This is a genomic window from Streptomyces sp. NBC_01264, assembly GCF_026340675.1.
In the GTDB taxonomy this organism is placed as follows: domain Bacteria; phylum Actinomycetota; class Actinomycetes; order Streptomycetales; family Streptomycetaceae; genus Streptomyces.
Window position 1 is genome coordinate 545463 of the sequence record NZ_JAPEOX010000002.1, and the last position, 23146, is coordinate 568608.

21 protein-coding genes and 2 pseudogenes are annotated in these 23146 nt (G+C 71.8%); 8 read left to right on the plus strand and 15 right to left on the minus strand.

Features of this window, described 5'->3' with window-relative positions:
- Positions 1-131 precede the first annotated feature (131 nt).
- The gene (locus tag OG435_RS35420; protein WP_266883292.1) at positions 132-569 is read left to right on the plus strand and encodes a DUF2809 domain-containing protein; all 438 of its coding nucleotides are present in this window, start codon (positions 132-134) and stop codon (positions 567-569) included.
- Between the two features lie 15 nt (positions 570-584).
- Here the strand turns inward: OG435_RS35420 and OG435_RS35425 are convergent, their stop codons facing one another.
- The 9 genes and pseudogenes from OG435_RS35425 to OG435_RS35465 form a co-directional block, all read right to left on the minus strand.
- A complete protein-coding gene (locus tag OG435_RS35425; protein ID WP_266883294.1) occupies positions 585-2144 on the minus strand; it encodes a serine/threonine-protein kinase in 1560 nt (519 codons plus the stop codon).
- Between the two features lie 104 nt (positions 2145-2248).
- Positions 2249-2968: a DUF4232 domain-containing protein gene (locus OG435_RS35430; RefSeq protein WP_266883296.1), complete on the minus strand. Its 720-nt coding sequence runs from the start codon at positions 2966-2968 to the stop codon at positions 2249-2251.
- Between the two features lie 325 nt (positions 2969-3293).
- Complete coding sequence (locus OG435_RS35435) at positions 3294-4121, minus strand: ribulose-bisphosphate carboxylase (protein ID WP_266886370.1); 828 nt, start codon at positions 4119-4121, stop codon at positions 3294-3296.
- Positions 4049-4675: a hypothetical protein gene (locus OG435_RS35440; protein WP_266883298.1), complete on the minus strand. Its 627-nt coding sequence runs from the start codon at positions 4673-4675 to the stop codon at positions 4049-4051. Before OG435_RS35440 ends, OG435_RS35435 begins: the two co-directional genes overlap by 73 nt.
- A 52-nt stretch (positions 4676-4727) precedes the next feature.
- Positions 4728-5765: a 2-hydroxyacid dehydrogenase gene (locus tag OG435_RS35445; protein WP_266883300.1), complete on the minus strand. Its 1038-nt coding sequence runs from the start codon at positions 5763-5765 to the stop codon at positions 4728-4730.
- Positions 5766-5831: 66 nt separating this feature from the next.
- Positions 5832-6554, minus strand: coding sequence for a histidine phosphatase family protein (locus tag OG435_RS35450; RefSeq protein WP_323187981.1), 723 nt, complete (start codon positions 6552-6554; stop codon positions 5832-5834).
- A pseudogene (locus OG435_RS35455) lies at positions 6551-7918 on the minus strand (FGGY-family carbohydrate kinase). The gene OG435_RS35450 and the pseudogene OG435_RS35455 overlap by 4 nt, the downstream one beginning before the upstream one ends.
- Entirely contained in the window at positions 7911-9488 is a 1578-nt protein-coding gene (locus OG435_RS35460; RefSeq protein WP_266883304.1) for an FGGY-family carbohydrate kinase, read from the minus strand. The pseudogene OG435_RS35455 and the gene OG435_RS35460 overlap by 8 nt, the downstream one beginning before the upstream one ends.
- A gap of 6 nt (positions 9489-9494) precedes the next feature.
- Complete coding sequence (locus OG435_RS35465; RefSeq protein ID WP_266883306.1) at positions 9495-10880, minus strand: MFS transporter; 1386 nt, start codon at positions 10878-10880, stop codon at positions 9495-9497.
- Positions 10881-11164: 284 nt separating this feature from the next.
- On the opposite strand from OG435_RS35465, the gene OG435_RS35470 reads away from it, so the two are divergent.
- Positions 11165-11962, plus strand: a complete 798-nt coding sequence (locus tag OG435_RS35470; protein WP_266883308.1) for a DeoR/GlpR family DNA-binding transcription regulator — start codon at positions 11165-11167, stop codon at positions 11960-11962.
- 45 nt (positions 11963-12007) lie between these two features.
- Here the strand turns inward: OG435_RS35470 and OG435_RS35475 are convergent, their stop codons facing one another.
- Positions 12008-12550: a hypothetical protein gene (locus OG435_RS35475; RefSeq protein WP_266883309.1), complete on the minus strand. Its 543-nt coding sequence runs from the start codon at positions 12548-12550 to the stop codon at positions 12008-12010.
- Between OG435_RS35475 and OG435_RS35480 the strand changes: the two genes are divergently transcribed.
- Positions 12549-13202: a sensor histidine kinase gene (locus tag OG435_RS35480; RefSeq protein ID WP_430625799.1), complete on the plus strand. Its 654-nt coding sequence runs from the start codon at positions 12549-12551 to the stop codon at positions 13200-13202. The two genes, OG435_RS35475 and OG435_RS35480, sit on opposite strands and share 2 nt — an antisense overlap.
- Before the next feature lie 4 nt (positions 13203-13206).
- A pseudogene (locus tag OG435_RS35485) lies at positions 13207-13745 on the plus strand (response regulator transcription factor).
- On the opposite strand, the gene OG435_RS35490 reads toward OG435_RS35485, so the two are convergent.
- The 3 genes from OG435_RS35490 to OG435_RS35500 form a co-directional block, all read right to left on the minus strand.
- Complete coding sequence (locus OG435_RS35490) at positions 13734-14897, minus strand: zinc-binding dehydrogenase (RefSeq protein ID WP_266883311.1); 1164 nt, start codon at positions 14895-14897, stop codon at positions 13734-13736. The pseudogene OG435_RS35485 and the gene OG435_RS35490 overlap by 12 nt on opposite strands.
- 5 nt (positions 14898-14902) lie before the next feature.
- Positions 14903-16408, minus strand: coding sequence for a flavin-containing monooxygenase (locus OG435_RS35495; protein WP_266883313.1), 1506 nt, complete (start codon positions 16406-16408; stop codon positions 14903-14905).
- A gap of 146 nt (positions 16409-16554) precedes the next feature.
- Complete coding sequence (locus tag OG435_RS35500) at positions 16555-17901, minus strand: spinster family MFS transporter (protein WP_266883315.1); 1347 nt, start codon at positions 17899-17901, stop codon at positions 16555-16557.
- A gap of 169 nt (positions 17902-18070) precedes the next feature.
- Here OG435_RS35500 and OG435_RS35505 point away from each other — a divergent pair, with 169 nt between their 5' ends.
- On the plus strand, positions 18071-19273 hold the full coding sequence (locus OG435_RS35505) for a PucR family transcriptional regulator (protein ID WP_266883317.1): 1203 nt from the start codon (positions 18071-18073) through the stop codon (positions 19271-19273).
- A 129-nt stretch (positions 19274-19402) separates the two neighbouring features.
- Entirely contained in the window at positions 19403-19972 is a 570-nt protein-coding gene (locus OG435_RS35510) for a MarR family transcriptional regulator (protein ID WP_266883319.1), read from the plus strand.
- On the opposite strand, the gene OG435_RS35515 is transcribed toward OG435_RS35510, so the two are convergent.
- Positions 19960-20208 (minus strand): hypothetical protein, encoded by a 249-nt coding sequence (locus OG435_RS35515; RefSeq protein ID WP_266883321.1) that lies wholly within the window; start codon positions 20206-20208, stop codon positions 19960-19962. The two genes, OG435_RS35510 and OG435_RS35515, sit on opposite strands and share 13 nt — an antisense overlap.
- A 92-nt stretch (positions 20209-20300) precedes the next feature.
- Between OG435_RS35515 and OG435_RS35520 the strand changes: the two genes are divergently transcribed.
- Positions 20301-21482, plus strand: coding sequence for a DHA2 family efflux MFS transporter permease subunit (locus tag OG435_RS35520; protein WP_323188024.1), 1182 nt, complete (start codon positions 20301-20303; stop codon positions 21480-21482).
- Between the two features lie 79 nt (positions 21483-21561).
- Positions 21562-22134 (plus strand): YbhB/YbcL family Raf kinase inhibitor-like protein, encoded by a 573-nt coding sequence (locus OG435_RS35525; protein ID WP_266883325.1) that lies wholly within the window; start codon positions 21562-21564, stop codon positions 22132-22134.
- Positions 22135-22210: 76 nt separating this feature from the next.
- Here OG435_RS35525 and OG435_RS35530 read toward each other — a convergent pair whose 3' ends face one another.
- Positions 22211-23056, minus strand: coding sequence for a helix-turn-helix domain-containing protein (locus OG435_RS35530; protein ID WP_266883327.1), 846 nt, complete (start codon positions 23054-23056; stop codon positions 22211-22213).
- Positions 23057-23146: the final 90 nt, after the last annotated feature.

The window sequence follows — 23146 nt, forward strand, 5'->3', positions numbered from 1 at the left end:
CGTGTCGGCCGTCGGCCGGTCCGTCATGAGTCGCGCTACTCAAGCCGCCTGGGTACGTGGCCCGATCCGCCTTGGAAGCAGGAGCCGGACCCGGATCCGATGGGCGACGGACGTCTGGCAGTGTGGTGCGCGTGACCACCTCCGCCCCCGCACACCGTGCCCGCCCCTCAACCGGCCGGGCCCGTACCCGTCTCGTGGCGGCCGGGGCGGTGGTCGTGATCGTCGGTGCGGGGTTGGGGCTACGGGCCGTGGCCGCGGGGAGCTTCGCCAAGTACGGCGGGGACGCGCTGTACACCCTGCTGATCTTCGCCCTCATCGTGCTGGCCCTGCCGCGGGTGACGGCTCTCCGGGCCGCCGTGGGGGCGCTCGCGGTGAGTTGGGTGGTGGAGTTCCTCCAGCTCACGGGGGCGCCGGCCGAGCTCTCCCGGCACAGTGCGGTGGCCCGCCTCGTCCTCGGGTCCACCTTCAACGCGCCCGACCTGTTCTGGTACGCGGTCGGCGCCGCCGTCGGCGGGCTCGCCTGCACGGCGGCCCGGCGGGGCGGGCCGGCTGCGGACGGGGCCTCCTAGCGGCTGCGGGACCTCTTAGCTGCCGCGGGTCAGGGTGTCGGGGGCGCCCGCCGACTGGGCCCCTTCGGTCTCCAGGGTCAGTCGGTCGGGCTCCGCCATGGTCAGCACGTAGAGGTTGCCCTTGGGGCAGGCGAAGGTCGCGTCGGGGTCGGTCGGATGGCTGGTCACCGCGGCGAAGACGGACCGGTCCCCGCTCGTCTGCCGTAGTTCCAGGGCCTCCGTGCACCCCAGGTCGCGCCCGGTGGAGACCTCCTTCACCTTGCTGACCTGCCGGCCCACGAGGTCTCCCACGGATCCTGCGTTCAGCGTGACCGTGACCGAGAACTCGCCCGTCCTGGCCCGCGTGACTCCGTCGGCGTCGGGGGTGCCGGGTCCGGTGCCGGCCCACGTGCCGACCCAGGACCGCGGCATCGCCGAGAACGGAGCGGACGGAGGCGCCGATCCTGACCCGCCTCCCTTGCCGTCCCCGTTCCCGTCCGCCCTTTCGTTCCAAGGCATCTTGATCACGAGGGTGGCCGCGACCACGAGGACGGCTGCGGCAGCCGCCCCCACCGCCCAGGGCACGCGTCGTGTCGCGCCGGGAAGTGGAGAGGGCAGGGGCGGCGTGGCCGCGAACGCCGAGGGCAGCGACAGGGGTGGCGGCGGCATGGGAACGGGAACCGGGAGCGGCTGGGAGGCCGCCAGGGCGCGGTGGAGTTCGGCCTCCCGGTGGCCCGCGTCCGCCGCCAGCGAAGGCGGTGCCGCCCGGCTCCACTCGTCCCCCGTCGCGCCGATCCGGGCCAGCGCCTCGTCGGCGGTCGGGCGCTCCCGCGGAGCCTTGGCGAGGCACTCCCCCAGCAGCGAACGGAGCCCTTCCGGTACGCCGTCGAGAGCGGGCTCGTCGTGCACGACCCGGTGGAGGAGACCGGGGAGTTCCAGCTCCTCGCCCTCGGCCAGGAAGGGGCTGTGCCCGGTGGCCGCGTGGACGAGTACCGCGGCGAGCGAGAACACGTCCGCCGGGGCCTCGGCCACGGCGCCGGTCGCCTGCTCCGGCGCGAGGAAGCCTGGTGTGCCGATGACCGCTCCCGTCCGGGTGTGGCGCGGGTCGTGCACGGCACGCGCGATGCCGAAGTCGATGAGGTAGGGCCGCTCCCGGCCGAGCAGTACGTTGCCCGGCTTGATGTCGCGGTGCACCACACCGGAGGCCCGTACGGCCACGAGCGCGGCGAAGAGTTCCCGGGCCAGGCTCCACAGGGCCGGCCCGGCCAGCGGTCCGTTCCGGTGCACCCATTCGCCCAGGGAGGGCGCGGCGACGTACTCCGTGGCGAGCCACTGCGGGGACGCCCCGGCGGCGCTGAAGTCGACCACCGAGACCGTCCACGCTGAACGTACGCGGTCGTTGGCGCGTATCTCCCGCGCGAAGCGGTCGGCGAAGTCGGGATCCCGGCTCAGGTCCCGGTGGACGGTCTTCAGGGCAAGCGGCCGGCCGGACGCCGTCCGGGCGAGGAAGACCTCGCCCATGCCCCCCTCGCCGAGCCGTGCCAGCAGGCGGTACCCGCCGATCTCCGGCGGGTCGCCGGGCCGCAGTGACTCCACCGACTCCCCCTTTTCACAAGGCCGTTGTCCGCACACACGGGACGCACGGACGGCCGGTGGAGCCACCTTAAGGGACTGCGGTCACTGCTCGGGGGGCCGGATCCTCAGGACGACATGATGAAGCGCAGGGCCAGACCTGAGGCGGTCATCCAGTGGGTGACCTTGGCGAAGTCGTTCCAGTACACCGTGTCGACGCCGGGGAAGGCGACCTTGATCGGCTCGCCCTTCTTGCTCCCGGGCTTGGTGTCCTGGAGCTGGACGGTCATGGTCTTCGCCGTGTCCTCGTCCATGGGGCCGTTCAGGAGCAGTGCGGCGTGCGTCTGCTTGCCCGGCGCGATGGTCTCGTACGGCGTCCCGGGCGTCGGGGCGCTCTCCTTGATCTCGGGGACCGGGAGCCGGGCGTTGCCGAGCTGGATGAGGGGGTAGCGGTAGACCTGGCACGGCTTCTGGCTGGTGTTGGTGAGGGTGAGGAGGATGTGCCGCACGCCCTGGCTCTTGTCGTCCTCGGTGCTGGAGGTGATCGAGACGTCGCCCGGGGCGCAGAGGGCGACGGCGCCGCCACCGCTGCCTCCGGTCGCCCCCGGGGTCGGCTTCGTCGAGGGGGTGCCGCTGGGCTTCGGCGTGCTCGGGGAGGCGGTCGCGCTCGGCGTGCCCGAGGTGCTCGGCGTGCCCGGGCTGCTCGGCCCGCCCGTGGGCTTCCGGTCGTCCGGCCCGTCGCCGCCGTTCGGCGAGCACGCCGAGGACACGAGCAGCGCGGTGACCGTCGCGGCCCCGATGACGTAGGTCTTCCAGTGCTTGTGGCTCGTGCGGGCAGCAGTGTTCATGGTGTTCCCCCGTTGTCGGCCGTACGCGGCCGCTGTCGACTCCCGATGATGCGCGCAGACCGCGGTGCCCACGAAGGGTTCGGCAGCGGGCCACCGTGGCCTGCGTCCCGAACCGTACCGGCACCCCCGCCGGCCTGCATGAACGGGTTTCCCACATCCGCGGTGCCTCAGACGCCTGTTACAGAGCAGGGACAAGAACGGCACGCTTCGGTCCAGAAGCCCGGCCGTCCGGGCGATGGTGGTCGGGGGTCGGGGCAGGGAGCCGGGGCAACGACGGGGGGGCGACGGCGACACGGCCGCGCCCCCCTCCTGGTCCCCCGGACGGCTACGCGCCGACCCGGAGCAGGTCGCGCCAGCCGGGGTACAGCTTGTCCGCGTCGTCGGTGAAGGAGGTGAAGGCGCCCTTCAGCTCCGGGTGGTCCTGGGCGTACTCCACCAGGCCGATGCCCTGCTGCCAGGCGTCCTGCGCCTGGCGGAGCGACTTCGCGCCCGCCGTGCCTCCGTCACGGTGGCCGAAGGCACCGCCGCCCGAGGTCTGGATGATGTTGGAGTGGCCCAGGTTGTCGAAGAAGCCCGGCAGGCGCAGGGCGTTCATTCCGCCCGAGATGATGGGGGTGGTGGGCTTCATGCCCAGCCACTCCTGGTGGTAGTGGGGGCCTTCGGCCGCGTCGCGTTCCGGCATGAAGGCGATGTTCTTGTCCCTCGCGTCGCCCTCCATCTTTCCGTGGCCCATCGTGCCGGTGTGCATGCCGGAGGCGCCCTGGAGGCGGGTCATCTTGCAGTGCGCGAAGGCGGTGTAGCCGCGCTGGGACTGCGGGCTGGTCACGGCTCCGTGGCCGGCCCGGTGGAAGTGCAGGAACTGACCGGGGAAATTGCGGCGGGCCGTGGTCACCGCGGTCGGGCCGGCCACGTACCCGTCGACGAGGAACGCCACGTGCGGGGCGTTCTCCGCGAAGGTCTCCAGGATGTACTCGCCGCGCGCGATCATCTCGGCCGGGTCGTCCGCGGTGATGTTGGCGGAGAAGAGCTTGGCCTCGCCGGTGGCGTCCTGGGCCCGGCGCATCGCCTCGGCCACCGCCTTCATCGTCTCCTTGAGCGGGGCGAAGACCTGGTTGCCCTGGGGCTCGTCGTTCTTGATGAAGTCGCCGCCCAGCCAGAACTGGTGGCAGGCGTCCGCGAAGGGCTGGGGGGGCGCAGGCCCAGCTTGGGCTTGATGATGGTGCCGACCACCATGCCGCCGTCGACGACGGGGCGGCCGAGCACGCGCCACATGTCCACGATGTTCATCGTCGGACCGTCGAACAGCCGCAGGTAGGCCGGGGGTACGTAGAAGTCCTCCATCTTCGCGTACTCGACGTCGCCCATGCCCTGGTTGTTGCCTATGGTCAGGGTGAGGAAGGACGCCAGCATGGCGCGGCCGTCGATGATGTTGCGGTCGAAGAGCTCCACCGGGTAGGCGATCCTCATGAGCTGCTTCGCCTCGTCGACCTCGTAGACGAGGGCGTCGACGCCCTTGGTGAAGTCGTCGGTGGTGCACACCTCGACGTTGGTGCCGGTGGAGGACTCCGCGGCGAAGTGGGCCGCGGTGGAGAGGTACGCGTAGCCCCCCTTCGGCTTCATGACGTAGGCGCACAGCACGTGGCGGCCGCCCGCGATGAGGTCGGCTTCCTTCAGGTCGAGGCGTGCGTAGCGGTTCGACTGGTCCATGGGGGCGTCTCCTGGTCTGTTCGGTGTGCGGTACGGAGGGCGGACGGGCGGGTTATCGCGTGAGGACTTCGGGGTTCGCGCAGTGCGCGAGCGGTTCGCCCCGGAGGTAGCGGCCCACCTCGCCGGCGACGATGCGGGCCGCCTTGTGCGCGACCTCCTGGCTGCCGCCCGCGATGTGCGGGGTCATGACGATGCCGGGGGTGGTCAGCAGCCGCGAGCCGGCCGGGACGGGCTCCTCGTCGTAGACGTCGAAGCCGGCGCCGGCGAGCTGCCCGGAGTCGAGCGCGTCGCAGACCGCGGGGTAGTCGAGGAGCGCGCCGCGGGCGCAGTTCACGAGGACGGATCCGCGCGGCATCATGGCGATCTCCTTCGCGCCGATCATGCCCTTGGTCTCCTCGGTCACCCGGGCGTGCAGGGAGACGATGCGGGAGCGGGTCAGCAGGTCCTCCAGGGAGGCCTGCTCGACGCCCTCTGCGAGGGTTTCCGGCGTGACGTAGGGGTCGTGGACCAGGACGCGGGCGCCCATGGCGAGGAGGACCCCGGCCACGCGGGAGCCGATGGCGCCGTAGCCGATGAGGCCCACGGTGGCGCCCTCGATCTCGATGCCGCAGTTGTCGTAGTCGTAGTAGTCGCCGCGCCATACGCCGCGGCGCAGGTCGGCGTGGGTGTCGCCGACGCCGCGGGCCGCGGCGAGGAGCAGGGTCAGGGTGTGCTCGGCGGTGGCCACGGCGTTGCGGCCGGGGGCGAAGCAGACGGCGACTCCGTGCTCGGTGGCCGCCGCCAGGTTGGCGTTGACCGGGCCGCCCCTGCTGATGCACATCAGCTTGAGGTCGGGGCAGTTGGCGAGGATGCGCTCGGTGAGGGGGGCCAGCTGGGTGACGCAGACCTCGACGCCCTGGAGCGCCGCGATCAGCTCGTCCTCGGTGCCGGAGGCCTCGATGACCTCGGCGACGGGGCCGAAGGGGGTGTGCGGCCAGGGGAGTTGGATCTCGGTCACCTCCACCGCTCCGCCGGTGGCGGCGACGACCTCCTCGGTGAGGAGGCGCGGAAGGACGAAGTGGTCGCCGGCTGCGAGGACCTTGGTGGTCATGGTTTCTCCTGGTGACGGTGGGGGGGGGGAGCGGGCGGAGTCTGCACGTTCTACGGGAGTACGGGCCTACGGGCCTGCGGGCCGCGGCCCCGAGGGCTGCGCGGGCACGGGCTCGGCGTTGAAGCGCAGGAGCGCCGCCCCGTAGGAGCCGAGGCGGACCTCGGTGAGGGTGCCGTTGTCGAGCACCGGGAACACCCGGCGGTAGGCGGACATCTCGATGCCGAGCAACTCGCACAGCAGGACCCGGAAGAGGGCGTTGTGGGCGACGACCAGGACCCTGCCTCCGGGGAACTCCCGGTGGAGCTCCTCGAGGCAGGCGCGGGCCCGGGCGGCGGCGGCCCGGGGGTCTTCGCCGCCGGGCAGGTGGTGGGTTACCGGGTCGCGCAGGAACGCCGCGTGCCGTTCGGGGAACCGCTCTGCCATCTCGGGCAGGTTCAGCCCCTCGCCCTGTCCGAAGTCGATCTCGTAGAGGCGGGGGTCCTCGCGGGGGGTGGTGGCGAGCACGCGGGCGGCGGGGGCCGCCGTGAGCCGGGCCCGGGAGAGCGGGGAGTGCACGACCGCGTCGATGCCGCGGCCGCGCGCCCAGTCGGCGAGTTCCTCGGCCTGGCGCAGCCCGCGCTCGGTGAGGGCCACGTCGGCGCGGCCGGCGTAGCGGTTCTCGGCGTGCCAGACGGTCTCGCCGTGGCGGACGAGGACGAACTCGGTGGGTCGTGGGCCGGGTGGGGGGGTCGGTTCGGTCATCGATGTGGTCGTCGGCTCGGTCATCGGTGTGGTCGTCGGTTCGGTCATCGCTGGTCGGCCCTTGCTCGTGCGTGGGTGGCCACGGTCCGCTCCAGCCAGCCCCGGCGGACGAGTTCCTCGAGGAAGCCGAGGTAGACGGGGGTCCAGTGGGCGGTGCGTGCGGGGTAGGGTTCGATCCGTTCGCCCGCGCGGACCAGCCGGGCGGCGGCCTCCTCCACGCCGACCCCGCTGGAGGTCGCGGCGAGGACGGCCATGCCCAGGGCGCCTTCCGCCTGGGCGGGGAGGTGGACGGTGCGGCCGAGGACGTCGGCGCGCAGCCGGTTCCAGTACGGGTTCTTCGCGCCGCCGCCGGTGAAGGTGAGCGGGCCGTCGACGGGGGGCGCCGAGCAGGTCGAGGTAGTCGAAGCAGAGCCGCTCGACGCAGGCGACGCCGAGGAGGTGGGCGTGGAAACGTTCGGCCTCGTCGGCGGGGGCGCCGAGGACGAACGGCTCGGCCAGGGGTGTGCGGAAGGGGAACCGCTCCCCTCCGGTGGACACCAGGGGGTAGGCGACGGCGGTGGAGTCGGTGCCGGCGGCCCGGCGGGTGAGCTCGTCGAGGTCCGCGCCGGGGAACTCCCGGGAGATGACGCCGGCGCCGCTGCTGGAGGCTCCGCCGGGCAGCCAGCTGTCACCCGGACCGCGGTGGCAGTAGACGACTCCGCCCGGGTCGCGGACCAGGTGCGGGCTGGTGCCCTTGAAGACCAGGGTGGTGCCGAGGACGGAGTTCCAGGCGCCGGGGGTGAGGGCGCCCGCGCCGATCTGCGCGGCGCAGCCGTCGGTCATCCCGGCGACGATGGCGGTGCCCTCGGGGATGCCGGTCGTCCCGGCGGCCGCCGCGCAGACGGAGCCGAGCACGGTGCCGGGGCGGACCACGTCGGGCAGCAGGGCGGTGGTGATGCCGAGCCGGCCGAGCTCCTGGTCCGGCCAGCGCTCCTCGACGAGGTGGTAGCCGGTCTTGAGTGCGTGGCTGGCGTCGGCGGGGACCTGGTGTCCGGCGAGCCGCCAGGTGATCAGGTCGGGCTGGTGCAGGAGCCGGAGCTCCTCCCCCGCCCGGCGGGTGGGGTGCCGTCGATGGCGAGGCCGCGTACCCGCGCCGGGTCGATGTCCGCGAGCGCCACCCGGCAGGCGGCGGCCAGCGCGGTCCACCACTGCTCGGGGTCCTGCTCGTGGTGGGTGCCTTCGCGGTGACTGGTCAGCGGGCGGGAGGCCGAGGCCAGGACCTCGCCCTTCGCGTCCACGGCCACGCAGCGGGCGGACTGGGTGCCGAGGTCGAGGCCGAGCCATACGGAGTCGTCGGGGAGCCCGGCGGCGGTCGTCAGGGGCGGCGTGTGCAGTTGCACGGTGGGCTGGTCGGTGAGGGGGCGGTCAGGCATGGTGCGCTCCGGTTCGCGGGTCGGCCGCGTACGGGTCCGCCGTGCGGGGTCCGGGGACGGTGGCGGATGCGGGTACGGGGGTCGTGGCGGATGCGGGTACGGGCGCGGCCCAGCCCGCACCGCGGGCGAGGCCGCGCCAGTTGAGGAAGGCCGCGTACGTCTCGTCGTAGTGGGCGGCCCGGCCGGGGTCGGGTTCCCACACCGAGCGCATGCGCACGTACTTCGCGGCGGCGCCGTGCATGCTGCTCTCGGCTCCGCTGAGGACGAGGCCGGTGAGGAAGGCGCCCTTGGCGCCGAGTTCGGTGTCCCCCGAGCGGGCCGTGGGGACTCCGGTGGCGTCGGCGATGAGCTGGCACCAGTCCTCGCTGTTGGCCCCGCCGCCGCACAGCCGCAGCTCCGTGACCTTGGTGCGGGAGGCCTCCAGGGAGTCGCGCAGGACCAGGGAGAGCCCGTCGAAGACGGAGCGGGCGATGTCGGCGCGGGTGTGTTCCAGGGACAGGCCCGAGAAGACGCCGCGGGCGTGCGGGTCCAGGAAGGGGGCCCGTTCCCCGGCGGGCGAGAGGTAGGGCAGGAACATCAGGCCGTGCGCGCCGGGCGAGCCGCTGAAGGCGAGTTCGGACAGTTCGGGCGGCCCGTCGAGGTCGAGGAGACCGGCCGCCCAGCCGAGGACCTCGGCCCCGTTGAGGGTGGGGAACGCGCGCAGCACGCGTTCTCGGCCCCGGTAGGCGATGTTGATGCCGGAGGGCTCCCCCGTGGTGTCCACGTCCTTGCGGACGATCTCGGTGCACAAGGTGGTGCCCAGGATGGAGCAGGCCTGGCCGGGGTTGACGACGCCGACGCCGCGGGCGGTGGAGGCGATGTCGTACGGGGCCATCACGACGGGGAGTCCGGTGGGCAGGCCCAGCTGGCCGGCCGCGTCGGCGGTGATCTCGGCGATGCGCTGCTCCTCGCCGAGGACCCTGGGCAGCAGGCGGGCGTGTTCGGTGAGGCCGAACATCTCGATGATCTGGGGATCGTAGTCGCCGGTGGCGTGGTCGAGGAACGGCGCTGAGGCGTCGGACTCGTCCATGGCCACCTCGCCGGTGAGCCGCAGGAACAGCCATCCGGCGGCGGTCAGCGAGGCGCTGGAGCGGGCGAGCCGGCCGGGGTCGTGCTCGCCGAGCCAGCTGAAGACCGCGTTGGGCATGCCGCTGCAGGTGAGGGAGCCGCTGCGGCGGAAGGCGGCTTCGAGGACTCCCTCGCTCTCCCAGCGGGTGAGGATGTCGCCGGCGCAGCCGTCGGACCACAGGACGGCCGGTCCGGTGGGGCGGCCCGCGGAGTCCACGAGCCAGGCGCCGTCGCCCTGCGCGGTGAAGGTCACCAGCCAGACGGGGTCGTCGATGTCGGCGAGGGCGTTGCGGACGGTGTAGACGACCGTGTTCCACACGGTGTCCATGTCCTGCTCGGCCCAGCCGGGGTGCGGGCGGCGCACTTCGGTGGCGAGGCGGGATACGGCGAGCTCGTTGCCCTGGTCGTCGAAGACCACGGACTTGATCATCGTCGTTCCGACGTCGATGGCGAGTACCGACATGAGGGGTCACGGTCCCTTCGGGGCGGGTGCGGCGAGCAGCTCGGCGTCGCCGGTGGTGGAACGGGTCTCGAACGCAGTGCCGGGGGCGGTGGGCTCCCCGGGGCCGGGGGCGGTCTTCAGCAGGAGCGTGAGCAGGGCGCTCACGGCGTGGTAGCCGGCGAAGATCCAGGTGACTCCGCCGACTCCGATCGGCCCGAGGAAGAGGCTCACGGTCAGCGGGCCGAGGAAGGCGGAGGCGCCGGCTCCGAGGTTGAGGGCGGCCATGGCCTGGCCCTTGTGGCTCGGGGCGATGGCGGTCATCAGGGCGGAGAGCGGGACGTAGCCGGAGAGCGTGGCGCCGTAGAAGACGGCGACCAGGAGGCAGAGCAGGTACTGGGACCCGACCGCGGTCGGTACGTAGTAGAGGACGAGGGTGGAGATGGTGCAGCCGAGGCCTCCGCACCAGGCGACCGTGGTGCGCCAGCCGATCTTGTCCCCGATGACGCCGAACATCAGGTTGGTGAAGATGTTCGTGCCGAACATGACGGCCACCAGCCGCAGCCACTGCTCGTTGGTGAGGCCGATCGTGTTGACGAACCACACGGGCAGCATGACCATGAAGCCGAACTGCGAGGCGGTGTTGAACATGCGCACCGCCGCTCCCGCACCGACCTTGGGGTTGCGGTAGAGGATCGTGAGGCTGCCGACCAGGCCGGCCATCGGGCTCTCGCCGGCCGGTGCGAGCCGCGCCGAGCCGGTGGGCTCCTTGACCAGGAGCAGCGACACCAGTCCGCCCGCCCCCACCACGCCCAGGGCCACCCACAGGGTGCCGTACTCGCCGATGTGCGGGATCAGCAGGCTCGCGCCGAGCGAGCCGAGGGTGGGCAGGCCCGCGGAGAAGGCCGACCAGAACCAGCCCATGGCGCTGCCCATCTGACGGGCCGGGGCGACGGCCGCGATCCAGACGAGGAAGGAGTACGCGAAAAGCGGGAAGGCCAGGCCGCGCAGGGCGTAGGCGAGCAGCAGCAGGGGGTACGACCTGCTCGGGACGGCCACCGCGAGGAAGAAGACGTGGGTGACGGCGAAGGTGGCGAGTCCGAGCCACATCACCTTGCGCGGCCCCCACAGGTCGGAGAGGGCGCCGGCGAACCAGGCGGCCACGGCGCCGGTGATTCCGTAGACGGTGAAGACCATGGCCACGCTGGAGGCGGCTATGCCGAGGCTCTCCAGGTAGGGCGAGAGATATCCGGCCTCGATGCCGACGCCCGACATGAAGACCAGGAGGCCGAGGTAGCCCCAGGAGATGGAGCGCGGAATGCCCAGCCGCGCGAGGACCGAGCCGGGGTGGGCGGCCGCGGGGTTGGAGGGGTTCGGGGTATCGGGGGTGTCGGAGGTGTTCGGGGTGTTCGCCATTGAAGCTCCCCTTCTTGCAATGAACGGATCGGGACGGCTGGTTCGCGGCCCGTACGCCAGACCGGACGGCCTGCGTGAACACGAGATAACAAGCCTCGGGATTCGCCGGTCAACCGCGGTGGAAAACCTCACGCGGGGCGGGTCTTTCGCCATGCGACAAGGACTTTTGGCCCGGAGGCGCATTCCGTGCGGTACTCCAGAATTGGCAGCGTTCGGCCATGTGAGATCCGTGAGAACTTCACTCGGGACACGATCCGGTGAAACTCCGGGAAGGGACGGAATTCATGACGGGCGCCGATCGCTCGGAGGTGCGCGAGGCACGCCGGCGGCACATCAGGGACTCCCTCGCCACGGACGGGTTCCTGCGCGCCTCGGACCTCGCCGACGAGTACGGCGTCAGCCTCATGACCATTCACCGGGACCTGGATTTCCTGCAGTCCCAGGGCTGGCTGCGCAAGGTGCGGGGCGGGGCGACGGGCCTGCATTCGACACAGTTCCACGGCAGCGTCGACACCCGGATGTCGACGATGTCCCAGACCAAAAAGCAACTGGCCCGGACCGCGGCCTCGTTGGTGGCTCCCGGCCAGACGGTACTGCTCGACGACAGCACCACCTGCCTTCCCCTGACACGGGAGTTCGCCGCCCGCACCCCGATCACCGTGATCACCAACTCGCTGCCCGCGATCACGGCCCTCGCGAAGGAGCGCGGGGTCTCGCTGATCTCCCTGGGCGGCAGCTACTTCCCGGCGTACGACGCCTTCATGGGGCTGCTCACGGCCGACTGCGTGGCCGCGCTGCGGGCCGACGTGCTGTTCATGTCGACCACGGCGGTCACCCGGGGCCGCTGCTACCACACCTCGCCCGAGACCGTTCAGGTGAAGCGGGCGATGATGGCCGCCTCGGCTCGGACCGTACTGCTGGCCGACCACACGAAGTTCACCCGCGACGGGATGTACGCACTGACCTCCCTCCGTGACTTCGACCTGCTCGTGGTGGACGACGGACTGCCCGAGCGGGAGGTACGGGCCATCCGCGGCATGGGGACGGAGGTACTGGTCGTCCCGCGCGCGGGGACGGACTGACGAACCGGATCCGGCCGGGGGCGGGGCCCGGCCCTCGGCTCAAGCTCAGCCTCGCAGGAGGACGACCGCGCGCTCGCCCGTGGCGTCCCGGTGGGCCCAGGCCTTCTCGACGTCGGCGAACGGGAAGGGGCGCGGGCGAACGGTGATCGCGCCGGCGGCGATCGCGGCGAGTTCGGGGAACGCGCAGGCTTCGAGTTCGGCGGAGCCGAATCCGCTGCCCTGGATGCGGAGCGCGTGGGATCGCAGTTCGTGGCCGGACAGGGTGAGGGTGGTGCCGCCCATGCCGCCCAGCTGTACCCAGTCGAGCGGGCGGGTGTGGTGCGTGCGGGCTCCGAGGACGGCCTGCATGGCGAGTTCGGTGGGCGGGCCCCATACGTAGTCGATGAACACGTCGACCTCGGAAGCGGCCCGCGCGTAGGCCGCGGCAGTGGCTTCAGCGTCGTCCGTGAGGGCGATCGTCTCGTCAGCGCCGAGGGAGAGCAGCTCGTCCAGGCGGGCGCGGTTACGGCCGGCCGCGATGACCCGGCCGGTGCGCAGGCGGCGGCACGAAGGGGTGGAGTGGCGGCGGCTGGCCGCGGAGGTGGCCATGGTCGACGAACGGGCACGGATCGCTCGTGAGCTGCACGACGTGGTCACCCATCACGTGACGGCCATGGTGGTGCAGGCCGACGCGGCACAGTTCCTGCTCACGTCCGCGCCGGAGAAGGCCGGCGAAGGGCTGGCGGCCGTCAGCGACACCGGCCGCCTGGCGCTGACCGACCTGCGGCACCTGCTCGGCGTACTGGAGGCGACGGGCGAGGGCGCCTCCCGCGACCTCGCCGGTGCCGGGCGGGCGCCCGCTCCGGGCCGGTTGGGAGATCTGGTCGAGCAGGCCCGCAGATCCGGTCAGCCGGTCGAGTTCATCGAGCGGGGTGAGCCGGGACCCCGGGGTGGGGACGTGGAGCTGGCCGCGTACCGGGTGGTACAGGAGGCGCTCACCAACGCGATGAAGTACGCGTCGGGGAAGCCGACGCGGGTCCGGGTCCGGCAGGAGGACGACCGCAAGGAGATCGTGGTGACCACCGATGGCCCCACCGCGGCCCCACTCGCCCGGAAGTCCGGACGCGAACCGGGCGGTCGGGGGCTGGCCGGGTTGCGGACGCGTCTGCGGATGCTCAATGGTCAGCTGGAGGCCGGCCCTCGGCCCGAGGGCGGCTTCGAGGTCCGTGCCACCATCCCGTCCGATCCCCTTCAGGAGTGATGCCGTGAGCGACGCACCACCGCCGATTCGCGTTCTGGTCTGCGACGACCAGGCACTGGTACGGACCGGCTACGTCACCATCTTCTCCGCGCAGCCCGACATGGAGGTCGTCGGGGAGGCCGAGAACGGGCACCAGGCGGTTCGGGCGGCGAGACTGCTGAGCCCCGACGTGGTTGTGATGGACCCGCGGAGCTGGTGAACGGCATCCGGACGGTGGCCCGCGGCGAGGCCCTGCTGGCGCCCACCGTCACGCGCCAACTCATCGGCCACTACGCCGAACACCTGCGGCCGAACGACACGTCCGCGCCGGCCAGACAAGAGGTGGAGCGCGCCCTGGCGCCCCGCGAGCTGGAGGTTCTGCGCCTGCTCGCCGAAGGGATGTCGAACGCCGAGATCGCGGCGGAACTGTTCATCACCTCTGAGACCGTCAAGACCTACGTATCTCGGATCCTGGCCGAACTCGCCCTCCGCGACCGCGTCCAGGCCGTCGTCCTCGCCTACCGAGTGGGGCTCGTACCCGATGGGCCAGGATCACCGCATTGAGATTCCCTCCGTGGCGAGCGAAGGGTCGATGAGGATCTTCGCGTGGACCTCGGGGTCGGCGAGGGCGTCGAAAGCGGATCCGACGCCCGCGAACCCGACCCGTCCGGTGAGGAGGGGAGAGGCGTCCAGGGTGCCGTCGGCCAAGGCGTGAAGGGTGTCACGGAACTCCAGGGGCGTGTATCCGACGGCGAAGCGCAGGTCGAGCTCCTTGTTCACCGCGAGGGAGGGGCGCAGGGTGTCGGGGCCCATGCACACGCCTACGACGACGACACGGGAGTACAGGGGTGCGGAGGCCAGGATGCCGTCCAGCATGCCGGGTACGCCGACGCATTCGAACACCACGGGACGCTTCGGCCGGGTCGCGCCGATCGTCCGCAGGGCGCGCCAGGAGGTCCACCACGGCAGGGGGAGCCGGGCCAGGCCTTCGATGGCGTCGATGCCCGCGTTGTACGCGTCGGGCATCGTGGCCATGAAGCCGTGCCGGGCCGCGACACCGTCCCAGGGCGATGCGACGGCGGGGTCGACGACCACATCGGCTCCGCACTTCGCCGCCAGCGCCCGGCGGCCCGCCGAGTAGTCGCTCGCCACCACGGTCGCGGTGCCGCGGGCCTTGAGCACGGAGATCACCGCGAGACCCACCGGGCCGCAGCCCAGGACGATCGCCACGTCCTTGCGCGTCACCTCGCCGCGGTTCACCGCGTGCCAGGCCACGGCCATCGGTTCGGTGAGCGCCGCGAGATCCGCGGGCAGGCCGTTCGGGACGGGCAGGGTCAGGGCTTCCTGGACGACGACGAGTTCGGCGAAGCCGCCCGGGGCATGCGCGGACAGGCCGATGCCGTCGACCTGCCGGCCGCGGCGCACCAGCGGGACGGTGACGACCGGTGTGCCGGGCCTGAGGGTGCCGGCGCACCACGGCCCCCGGTCGGCCACTTCGCCGAAGATCTCGTGTCCGAGCACCACCTGCTGGCCGGAGCGGGCGTAGCGGGGGTAGCCGCACCGTTCGAGCGAGTCGGCCAGTTCGTCGGCGTGCAGGCGGCTGTGCAGGTCCGAGCCGCAGATCCCGCAGCGCTTGACCTCGACCAGCAGCTGCCCCGCTCCGGGCCGTGGGGCGGGGAGGTCGACGACTTCCAGCTGCCCCCGGGTGAGGCTCACGGCCCTCATGAGGCGTTCACGGTCGTCGCCGGGGCCTGCTGCGCCGTGCCGGGTCCCGCGGCGAGGTGGTAGGCCTCCGGTTTCCAGCGGACCGCCTGACGGCGGTACCGGAAGGTCCAGTCGGGATAGATGGTGGCATTGCGTCCGTTGGCGTCCCGGTAGAAGGCCTGACAACCTCCCAGCTCCCACACCGATTTCGCCAGTTTGCGGTCGAGGTCGCCGTTGTAGGCGTCGTGGGTGCGCCGGTCCACTTCGATGGACGTGGAGCCGGAGACGTCGAGCGCGCGGATCGCGTTCTTCACGTGCTCCGCCTGGGCCTCGATCATGTAGACCATGGAGCTGTGGCCCAAGCCCGAGTTGGGCCCGAGGAACAGGAAGAAGTTCGGGAAGCCGGGAACGGAGACGCCCAGGTACGCGCGCGGGGATCCCGCCCATGCCGTGCTCAGCAGATCGCCGTCGCGGCCGCGCACCTTGTCGGCGAAGGGGATGTCGGTGACGTGGAAGCCGGTGCCGAGGATGATGGTGTCGACCTCCCTCTCGACCCCGTCCGCGTCGATCACGCTGTGCTCGCGGACCTCGCGCAGGGCCCGGGGAACGAGCTCGACGTTCTCCTTCTGCAGCGCGGGATACCAGGTGTTGGACGGTACGACGCGCTTGCAGCCCAGGGTGAAGTCGGGTGTGAGCGTCCGGCGCAGGGAGGGGTCGGCGACCTGGCTCTCCAGGTGCCGGCGCGCCAGGCGTTCGACCAGGCGCACGAGCCCGGGGCGCTTGGCGAAGCCGAGCACCAGCAGCTCCTTGGCCACGTACGCCTTGGCCCGCTCGGCCCGCTGGCGGCGGGGCCGGGACCGGAACCGTTCGCGCTCGGCCTCGGGGATCTCCCGGTTGTCGTGCGGGGTGATCCACGGGGCGCTGCGCTGGAACACGTACAGCCGGCCGGCCCGGTCGGCGATCTGCGGGACGTACTGGATGGCGGAGGCGCCCGTGCCGATCGACGCCACGCGCTCGCCGGTCAGGTCGTGGGCGTGGTCCCACCGTGCCGAGTGCATGAGCGTGCCGCGGAAGCGGTCGATGCCCGGCACATCGGGGAGCTTCGGTTCGGTCAGCGGGCCGACCGCGCTCACCAGCACCTGGGCCGTCCACCGGCCGTCGCTGGTCTCCACGTGCCAGAGCTGGTCCGCCTCGTCCCACCGGGCCTCGCGGACCTCCACTCCGGTGCGCAGGTGCGGCCGCAGCCCGAACCGGTCGAGGCAGCGCCCCAGATAGGCCTGGATCTCCGGCTGGGGGGAGTACGTCGCGGTCCAGTCCGGGTTGGGCGCGAAGGAGAACGAGTAGAGGTGGGAGGGGACGTCGCACCGGCAGCCGGGGTAGGTGTTGGAGTGCCAGACTCCCCCGGGCTCCGGGGCCCGTTCGAAGATGAGGAAGTCGGAGAACCGTGAGGCGAGCAGGGTCCTGCCCAGTCCGATTCCGGAGAATCCGCTGCCGACAATGAGGACCCGGACGTGCTGGATCACGTAGGTCGTCCCTTCTGCGTGAGGTGTCCGTGCTGCCTGCGGTGGTTGCGTGGTGCCGGTGCTCGTGCCCGTGCCCGTGCCCTTGCCCGTGCCCTTGCCCGGCACGGCAGGGGTGCTCGGGCGGGTCACCGGACGGTGTGCGCGCGTCAGGGTGTGGTCACCGGGGAGAGCATCGCTTCGCGGTCGCCCCGGACGAAGCGTGAGGCGAGGAGCATGCCGCTCGCCGCGACAGCGAAGGCGAGCGGGACGGTGATGACCAGCGCCGTCCGCAGACCGTGGGCCGAGGCCCCGGTCGTGGACTGCGCACCGGCGGCCAAGGCGTCGGACAGGACGCCGACGAGCACGGGTCCGCCCGCCCCTCCGAGCAGGTAGCCCACGGCGAACAGCAGGCCCAGCGCACCGGATCGCTGTTCGGGCCGGATGATGTCGGAGACGACGGGTACGGCCGCCGCGAGGTAGACGATGCCGAGCAGGTAACCCAGGCTCAGGAACACCACGAACTGCCACAGCGCACCCCGGCCCGCGGCGAGGCCCGCGAGGGACAACGCCGCGGCACCGAAGAGGCTGTAGGCCGCTACCCGGACCCTGGCCTCGGGTGATGTCCTGGCCGCCCGGTCGAGGATCCTGCCGCCCGCGAACAGGCCGACGAATCCCGTCACTCCGACGACGATCCCGCCCACCGCGCCGGCGCCGACGAGGGAGAGGCCGTGGTAGCGCTGGAGTACGGGGGTCAGGAAGGTGCCGATCGCGTAGGCCGCGAAGTTGTACCCGGCGAAGGCGAGGAGCATCCCGTACATCGAGTGCACCTTCAGCAGCGAACGCAGGGGAGCACCCCGCCGCCCGCGCGGACCGGGAGGCGCGGCCTCGACCGGGTCGGCGGCGCCGCGCTCGGGCTCGCGGATGCGCAGCACGAGGAGGGCGACGACGAAGCCGGGCACGGCCGCGATGAGGAACGGTGCCCGCCAGCTGTCGAACGCCACGGCGAGCCCGCCTGCCGTGAGGAAGGCGAGCAGGGTGCCGAGCGGGAATCCGAGCATGAACAGGGAGTGGGCCCGTGAGCGGCGCTCGCTCGGATAGAGGTCCGACAGCAGCGAACCGGTGGCGGGCGCGTAGCTGGCTTCCCCGACGCCGACGCCGATCCTGGAGGCGAAGAACCCCCAGAGGCTGGTCAGCACTCCGCCGGCCGCGGTGAAGGCACTCCACGCGAACAGGCCCCAGCCCGCGACGGCCGCGCGGGGGACGCGGTCGGCCAGACGTCCCAGCGGGATCCCGGCGAGGGCGGCCACGAGGACGAACGCCGATGCCAGGATGCCGACTTGGGTGTCGTCCAGTCCGAACTCGTCCTTGATCGGCTCCAACACGACCGATGGCAGGGCCCGGTCGTAGAAGTTGAGCAGGTTTCCGAGGAACAGCAGCCCGAGTACGTAGCCCGCCGGGGAGCGCGGCGCGGGCGGACGGTCCGAGGGCTCGGGCTTGGTGAGGGAGCGTGCCACGGGAGAGTCCCTTCGACGGTGAAGAGCGCTCGGTATGGCAGCCGGAACAAGGTCGCCGCGAGCTCCGCCACAGTGTCGCCGCGCCATGGCGGGCGAGCTACGGAATCCGCACCAGCATCGGCGGGACAACCTTGTTCCCCGGAACAACATCCGTGGATAGTCTGCGGACATGGAGCCCGATACGCCCACGGCCTGGCCCGTACGCCGGCGGATGCCGGACCTCGCCGGCCTCGACGAGCCGACGCGCGCCGCGGTGGCCGCGGCCGTCGCACGTCTGCGCACGCTGCACGACGTCTTCGCCGACCGCTTCCTCGCGCTGATCCGCGGCCACGTACCCGGATACGCGGTGCTCTCGGACGACGACATCCGGGCGTCCGCGCGACGGTTCATGGACATCCTCGTCTCGGAGCTGACCTCGCTGCGCGTACCCGACGCGGCCCTGCGCGAGATGCTCGGGGTCTACGCCCTCGAGCGAGCCGCCCGGGGAGTTCCGCTCGACGTGCTCGCCATCGGCTACCAGTTGGGTTCGAGGGAGATGCTCGCCCTCCTGGACGAGGTGGCGGCTGAGGTGGCGCTGCCCGGCGACCTCCTGCTCGCGGTCCACGACAGCACCTGGGAGTTCTCCAACGAGGCGTCCGCGGTCTTCGCCCGGGTGCGGCACGAACTTGCCGTGGAGAGGGCCCGGTTCGATGCGGAACGTCGCTCGGCCTTCGCGGCCGGTGTGCTCGGTGGCACCTTCCCCGCGGAGCGGATCAACCGGGACGCGCACCTCTTCGGGCTGGCCCCTCAGGATCGCCATGTGGCGCTCGCGGCACGTGCGGTCTCCGCGGACGACGCCGACGTGATCCGTCGGGCCGTCGCCTCGGCGGTACGCGTTCCCGCGGACCGGCTCCTGCTCGCCCAAGTGGGGCCGAACCTCGGCTTCATCGCGCCGAGGGCGCCGGAGTCCGTCGGCGCCCACACCGTGGCGGTCGGTCCGCCCCTTCCCCTCGATCAGCTCGACACCGGATTCGAGGAAGCGGTACTGGCGTTGGAGACCGCTCGGCGGTTCGCCATGTCGGGCGTGGTGCACCTCGCCGACCTCGGACCGCGGCCGCTCGTGCTCTCCGGGGAGCACACCGCCGAAGGACTCGTCGCACGCCACCTGACGGCACTCGACGCCGCGGGCCGTTCGAGCGCGGAGATCGAGGACACCGCCTGGGCGTACCTGGATTACGACCAGGACGTACGCGAGGTCGCCCGCCGCCTCGCGGTGCACCCGAACACCGTCCGGTACCGGGTGAACCGGTTCCAACAGCTCACCGGGTTGGACCTGCGGCGTACGGAGGATCTGGTGACGGCGTGGTGGCTGCTCAACCGGAGACGGGGCTGAGGACCGCGGGGCGGGCCGACCACACCTAGGAGCGGTTCGGTCACGCTGTGCGCGCGGCCCGGCCATCGAGGGCGTGCGGGGGTTGTCCCCAGCACGCACACTGGCCCCAGCCGCAGCATCACCAAGGACGTGACCTTGGTGTCGCACTCCCAGGCCGGCGAGATCGCGAACCACTTCGCCCAGGACTACCCGAAGATGCCTTCCGGTGCGGTCCTGATCGACGCCAATCTCCCGCAGTTCTTCACCGACCAGGAGATTCCCCGCCTCGTGGCCGCGCCCCAGCCCGAGGTCGCCGTCGACCTGCTGACCAGCATCGGTGCGCTGCTCAGGCGCGTGCGTCAGGCACCCGTGGAAGGCGGGCTGACCATGCCCGAGCGCGCCGCCCTGTCCCAGTTGGAGCGCACCGGTCCGACCACGTCGTCCGCGCTGGCCCGGCTGGAGCAGATCACCGCGCAGGCGATGGGCGCGACGCTCGGCGGCCTTCAGTCCCGCGGCCTGGTCGAACGCAGTGCCGACCCGAAGGACGGCCGGCGCATCCTGCTGGCACTGACGGACGCGGGGCGGCAGGCACTGGCGGACAAGCGCGGCGCCCGCAGCGAGCAGATCGCGCGCGTGCTGGCGGACCACTTCACGCCACGGGAACGGGAACAGCTCGCGGCGGCCGCACCGCTGCTGGACCGGCTGGCTCAGCGCATCTGATCCCGGCAGACCGCGACCGGAGCGCGGGGGCTCTCCATCCGAACAAGAGAGGCGGAGGCCTCCATGACCGAGGCGACCGCAGCAGACCGTATCGATCCGAACGTCATGAGGATCGCCCTCGCGCTGATGGTCGGCGCGCTCGCCGTGGTCTTCGACACGACGATCGTCAGCGTGGCGCTGGAGACCCTCTCGCAGCAGCTGCACGTACCGATCTCCACGATCCAGTGGGTGAGCACCGGCTACCTGCTGGCGCTCGGCGTGTCCATCCCGCTCGCGGGCTGGCCCAGTCCCGGTTCGGCGGCCGACGGGTGTGGCTGTTGCGCTGACGGTGTTCCTGGCCGGTTCGATTCTGTGCAGCGTGGCCTGGAACGCCCAGAACCTCATCGGCTTCCGGGTCGTCCAGGGGCTGGGCGGGGGGCTGATGCTCCCGCGGTTCTCCACGATGATCATGCAGGCGGCCTCGGGCAGGGCTCTCGGGCGCACGATGTCGATCGTCACCCTGCCGTTCGTGGTGGGCCCGATCGCAGGTCCGGTGATCGGCGGCCTCCTGCTGAACCGGCTGGACTGGCGGTGGCTGTTCTGGGTGAACGTTCCGTTCTTCGTGGTCGGCTTCGTCCTCGCCCGGCGCATGCTGGACCCGGACGCCCCCGACGCGCGTCCTCGCGTCGACACCGCCGGCTGGCTGCTGCTCTCACCCAGCCTCATCGCGATCCTGCTCGGACTCACCAACTCCTCGCAGGCAGGCGGCTTCGGCCGCCCCGACTCCCTCGCTCCCCTGCTGGCCGGCGTACTGCTGCTTCTGATCTTCACCCTGCACTCCGTACGCCGGCCCACAAACGCCCTGGTCAGCGTCCGACTGCTCACGCATCGCCCGCTCGCCTCCGCAGCAGCGTCGATGTTCCTGTCCGGAGCCGCCCTCTACGGCGGCATGACACTCCTGCCGCTGTACTGGCAGCAGGTGCGCGGAGCCGACGCTCTCCAGGCCGGCCTGCTGGTCGCCCCCTTGGGCATCGGCGCGCTCCTGAGCCGCCCGATGGCCGGCGGACTCAGCGACAAGATCGGGGCCAGGACGGTCGCCTTCACCGGTTTCGGGATCGTGGGGCTGTCCACCGTGCCCTTCGCGCTGGCCACGACCACGACCGACAAGTGGTTCCTGATGGCCGTACTGGTGGTCCGCGGCTTCGGTCTCGCCGCCGTGTCCATTCCCCTGCAGGCCGCCGCGTTCGTGGGCCTGCGCCGCGACCAGATACCGCACGCCGGCATCATCACCCGCATCGCACAGCAGGTCGGAGGAGCCTTCGGCGTCGCCGTGCTCGCCGTCATCCTCGACACCGCCCTACGCCGCCACGCTGGCTCCGCCGATCAGCGCGCGCACGCCTTCGACCAGGCATTTTGGTGGGCCGTCGGCTTCACCGGACTCTCCTTGGTGCTGAGCCTGCTGCTGCCCGGCCGCACCTCGACGGAACCCGCCGAGCAGCCGGAGACCGCCACATCACCCGCGACCGTCTGACCACCCCAGGGCCGCTCACCGACACGGCGGTCGAGACCGCCGCCCCCGAACCAACCCTCGACACGCTGGGAGCAACACGATGACCATCCTCGGCCGACTCCTCAAGAACCGCAGGTCAGGCGAGAGCCAGGCCGCCTGGAACCGCCCGAACCTGCACGGACCCGAACTCCTGGACCTCAGCAGCCGCAGCTTCGAGCACGGCGCCACGATCCCGACCGAGCACAACGCCAAGAACGCGGGCGGCCGCAACCTCTCCCCCCACCTGGCCTGGAACCCTCCGCCGGCAGGGACCGCCCAACTGCTGCTCGTCGTCGAGGACACCGACGTCCCCACCCCCAAGCCCGCCGTCCACTGCGTCGTCCTCATCGACCCGGCGGTCCACGACCTCCCTCCCGGCGCCCTCACCGCACGAGACCCCGCCCCCGGTGTCACGGTGCTGCGCTCCTTCATCGGACGCGGCTACAAGGGACCCGCGCCCATCAAGGGCCACGGACCGCACCACTACGCCTTCCAGCTCTTCGCCTTCGCGACCCCGCTGGACACCGCCCCCGGCCGACCCGCACCGGACGAAGCACGGCCGGCCAAGCTGCTGCCGTCCATCACCGCCACCGTCCTCGCCCGGGGCCGACTCATCGGCACCGTGGAACGATGACCCGTACCGGCAACCCCACCGCAAGCGGCCGCCCATCGAAGGCGGACAGCTCCACGTGACCTGCCCGTGCCCTCGATCACGCGCTTTCGGCCGGCCCCCGGCCCTGCGGGTGCCGGTTCGGCGAGCGCGAGGCCGCTCCGGTCGAGCGGGCGTACTCGGTGGGAGTCTGGCCGTAGTGCTTCTTGAAGGCTCGGGTGAAGTGACTGCCGTCCGAGAACTGCCAGTGTGCGGCCAGTTCCGAAATGCTGAGGCGCCCTGACGGCGACTCAAGGGCGAGCCGTGCCTCATGCAGTCGCCGGTGGCGGATGTAGGTGCTCACCTGTTCACCCACCGCGGCGAACGCCCGGTGCAGCGTACGCGCGGAGACGTTGAGTTCACGGGCAAGCATCGCCGGGGAAAGGTCGGGATCAGAGAGCCGGCGGTCCGCGAGGTCCTTGGCCGCCTGGGCGAGCGCGGGAGCCAACCGCGGTTCCACGTCGTCGAACCGGCCCTTCGCCACCGCCTTGGTCATCTCGATCAAGGTGTTTTGGGCAGCTACCACCCCGGCCGGGCTCAGTTCGGCCACGGTCGCGTGAATCATGTCGGTGAGGGCCGTCAGCAAGCGCATCTCGGCCGAGTCCGCCGGCCCGGTGACGACCCGGTTTCCGAGGAGGGGTTTGAGCTCGCCGGGGGGCAGGACGAGGAACTTCGCCGTGAGGTGCGCCGTCGTGTCGAAGGCCGTCAGGCGCCCGAGGTGCCGGACGAGGAACTGCCCGGCCGACACGGTCTGATCGCCGTGACCGTGCGGGCCACCCAGAGTCCATGCGCCGCTCCGGACGACGTACATGGCAACCAGATCCTGATCGCCGCCCGGGACCTCAGCGGTGCGGGTCGCCGACGCGGCGTGAAGATCGGCGATCGCCGCACCGTGCACCTTGGCCACATTGCCCTTGACCCGGAAATCACCGACCGTGTCCGGGCTGAAGGCCGGCAGTTGGAAGACGTCGTCGCCGACCTGCGTCTCCCATCCGCG

What these genes read in the sequence shown, in the direction of transcription:
- OG435_RS35430 (WP_266883296.1), bottom strand. Translation starts at nt 2,968, where the DNA reads ATGAACACTGCTGCCCGCACGAGCCACAAGCACTGGAAGACCTACGTC.
- OG435_RS35440 (WP_266883298.1), bottom strand. Translation starts at nt 4,675, where the DNA reads ATGGACCAGTCGAACCGCTACGCACGCCTCGACCTGAAGGAAGCCGAC.
- OG435_RS35445 (WP_266883300.1), bottom strand. Translation starts at nt 5,765, where the DNA reads ATGACCACCAAGGTCCTCGCAGCCGGCGACCACTTCGTCCTTCCGCGC.
- OG435_RS35450 (WP_323187981.1), bottom strand. Translation starts at nt 6,554, where the DNA reads ATGACCGAACCGACGACCACACCGATGACCGAGCCGACGACCACATCG.
- OG435_RS35460 (WP_266883304.1), bottom strand. Translation starts at nt 9,488, where the DNA reads ATGTCGGTACTCGCCATCGACGTCGGAACGACGATGATCAAGTCCGTG.
- OG435_RS35465 (WP_266883306.1), bottom strand. Translation starts at nt 10,880, where the DNA reads ATGGCGAACACCCCGAACACCTCCGACACCCCCGATACCCCGAACCCC.
- OG435_RS35470 (WP_266883308.1), top strand. Translation starts at nt 11,165, where the DNA reads ATGACGGGCGCCGATCGCTCGGAGGTGCGCGAGGCACGCCGGCGGCAC.
- OG435_RS35480 (WP_430625799.1), top strand. Translation starts at nt 12,549, where the DNA reads ATGGTCGACGAACGGGCACGGATCGCTCGTGAGCTGCACGACGTGGTC.
- OG435_RS35475 (WP_266883309.1), bottom strand. Translation starts at nt 12,550, where the DNA reads ATGGCCACCTCCGCGGCCAGCCGCCGCCACTCCACCCCTTCGTGCCGC.
- OG435_RS35505 (WP_266883317.1), top strand. Translation starts at nt 18,071, where the DNA reads ATGGAGCCCGATACGCCCACGGCCTGGCCCGTACGCCGGCGGATGCCG.
- OG435_RS35525 (WP_266883325.1), top strand. Translation starts at nt 21,562, where the DNA reads ATGACCATCCTCGGCCGACTCCTCAAGAACCGCAGGTCAGGCGAGAGC.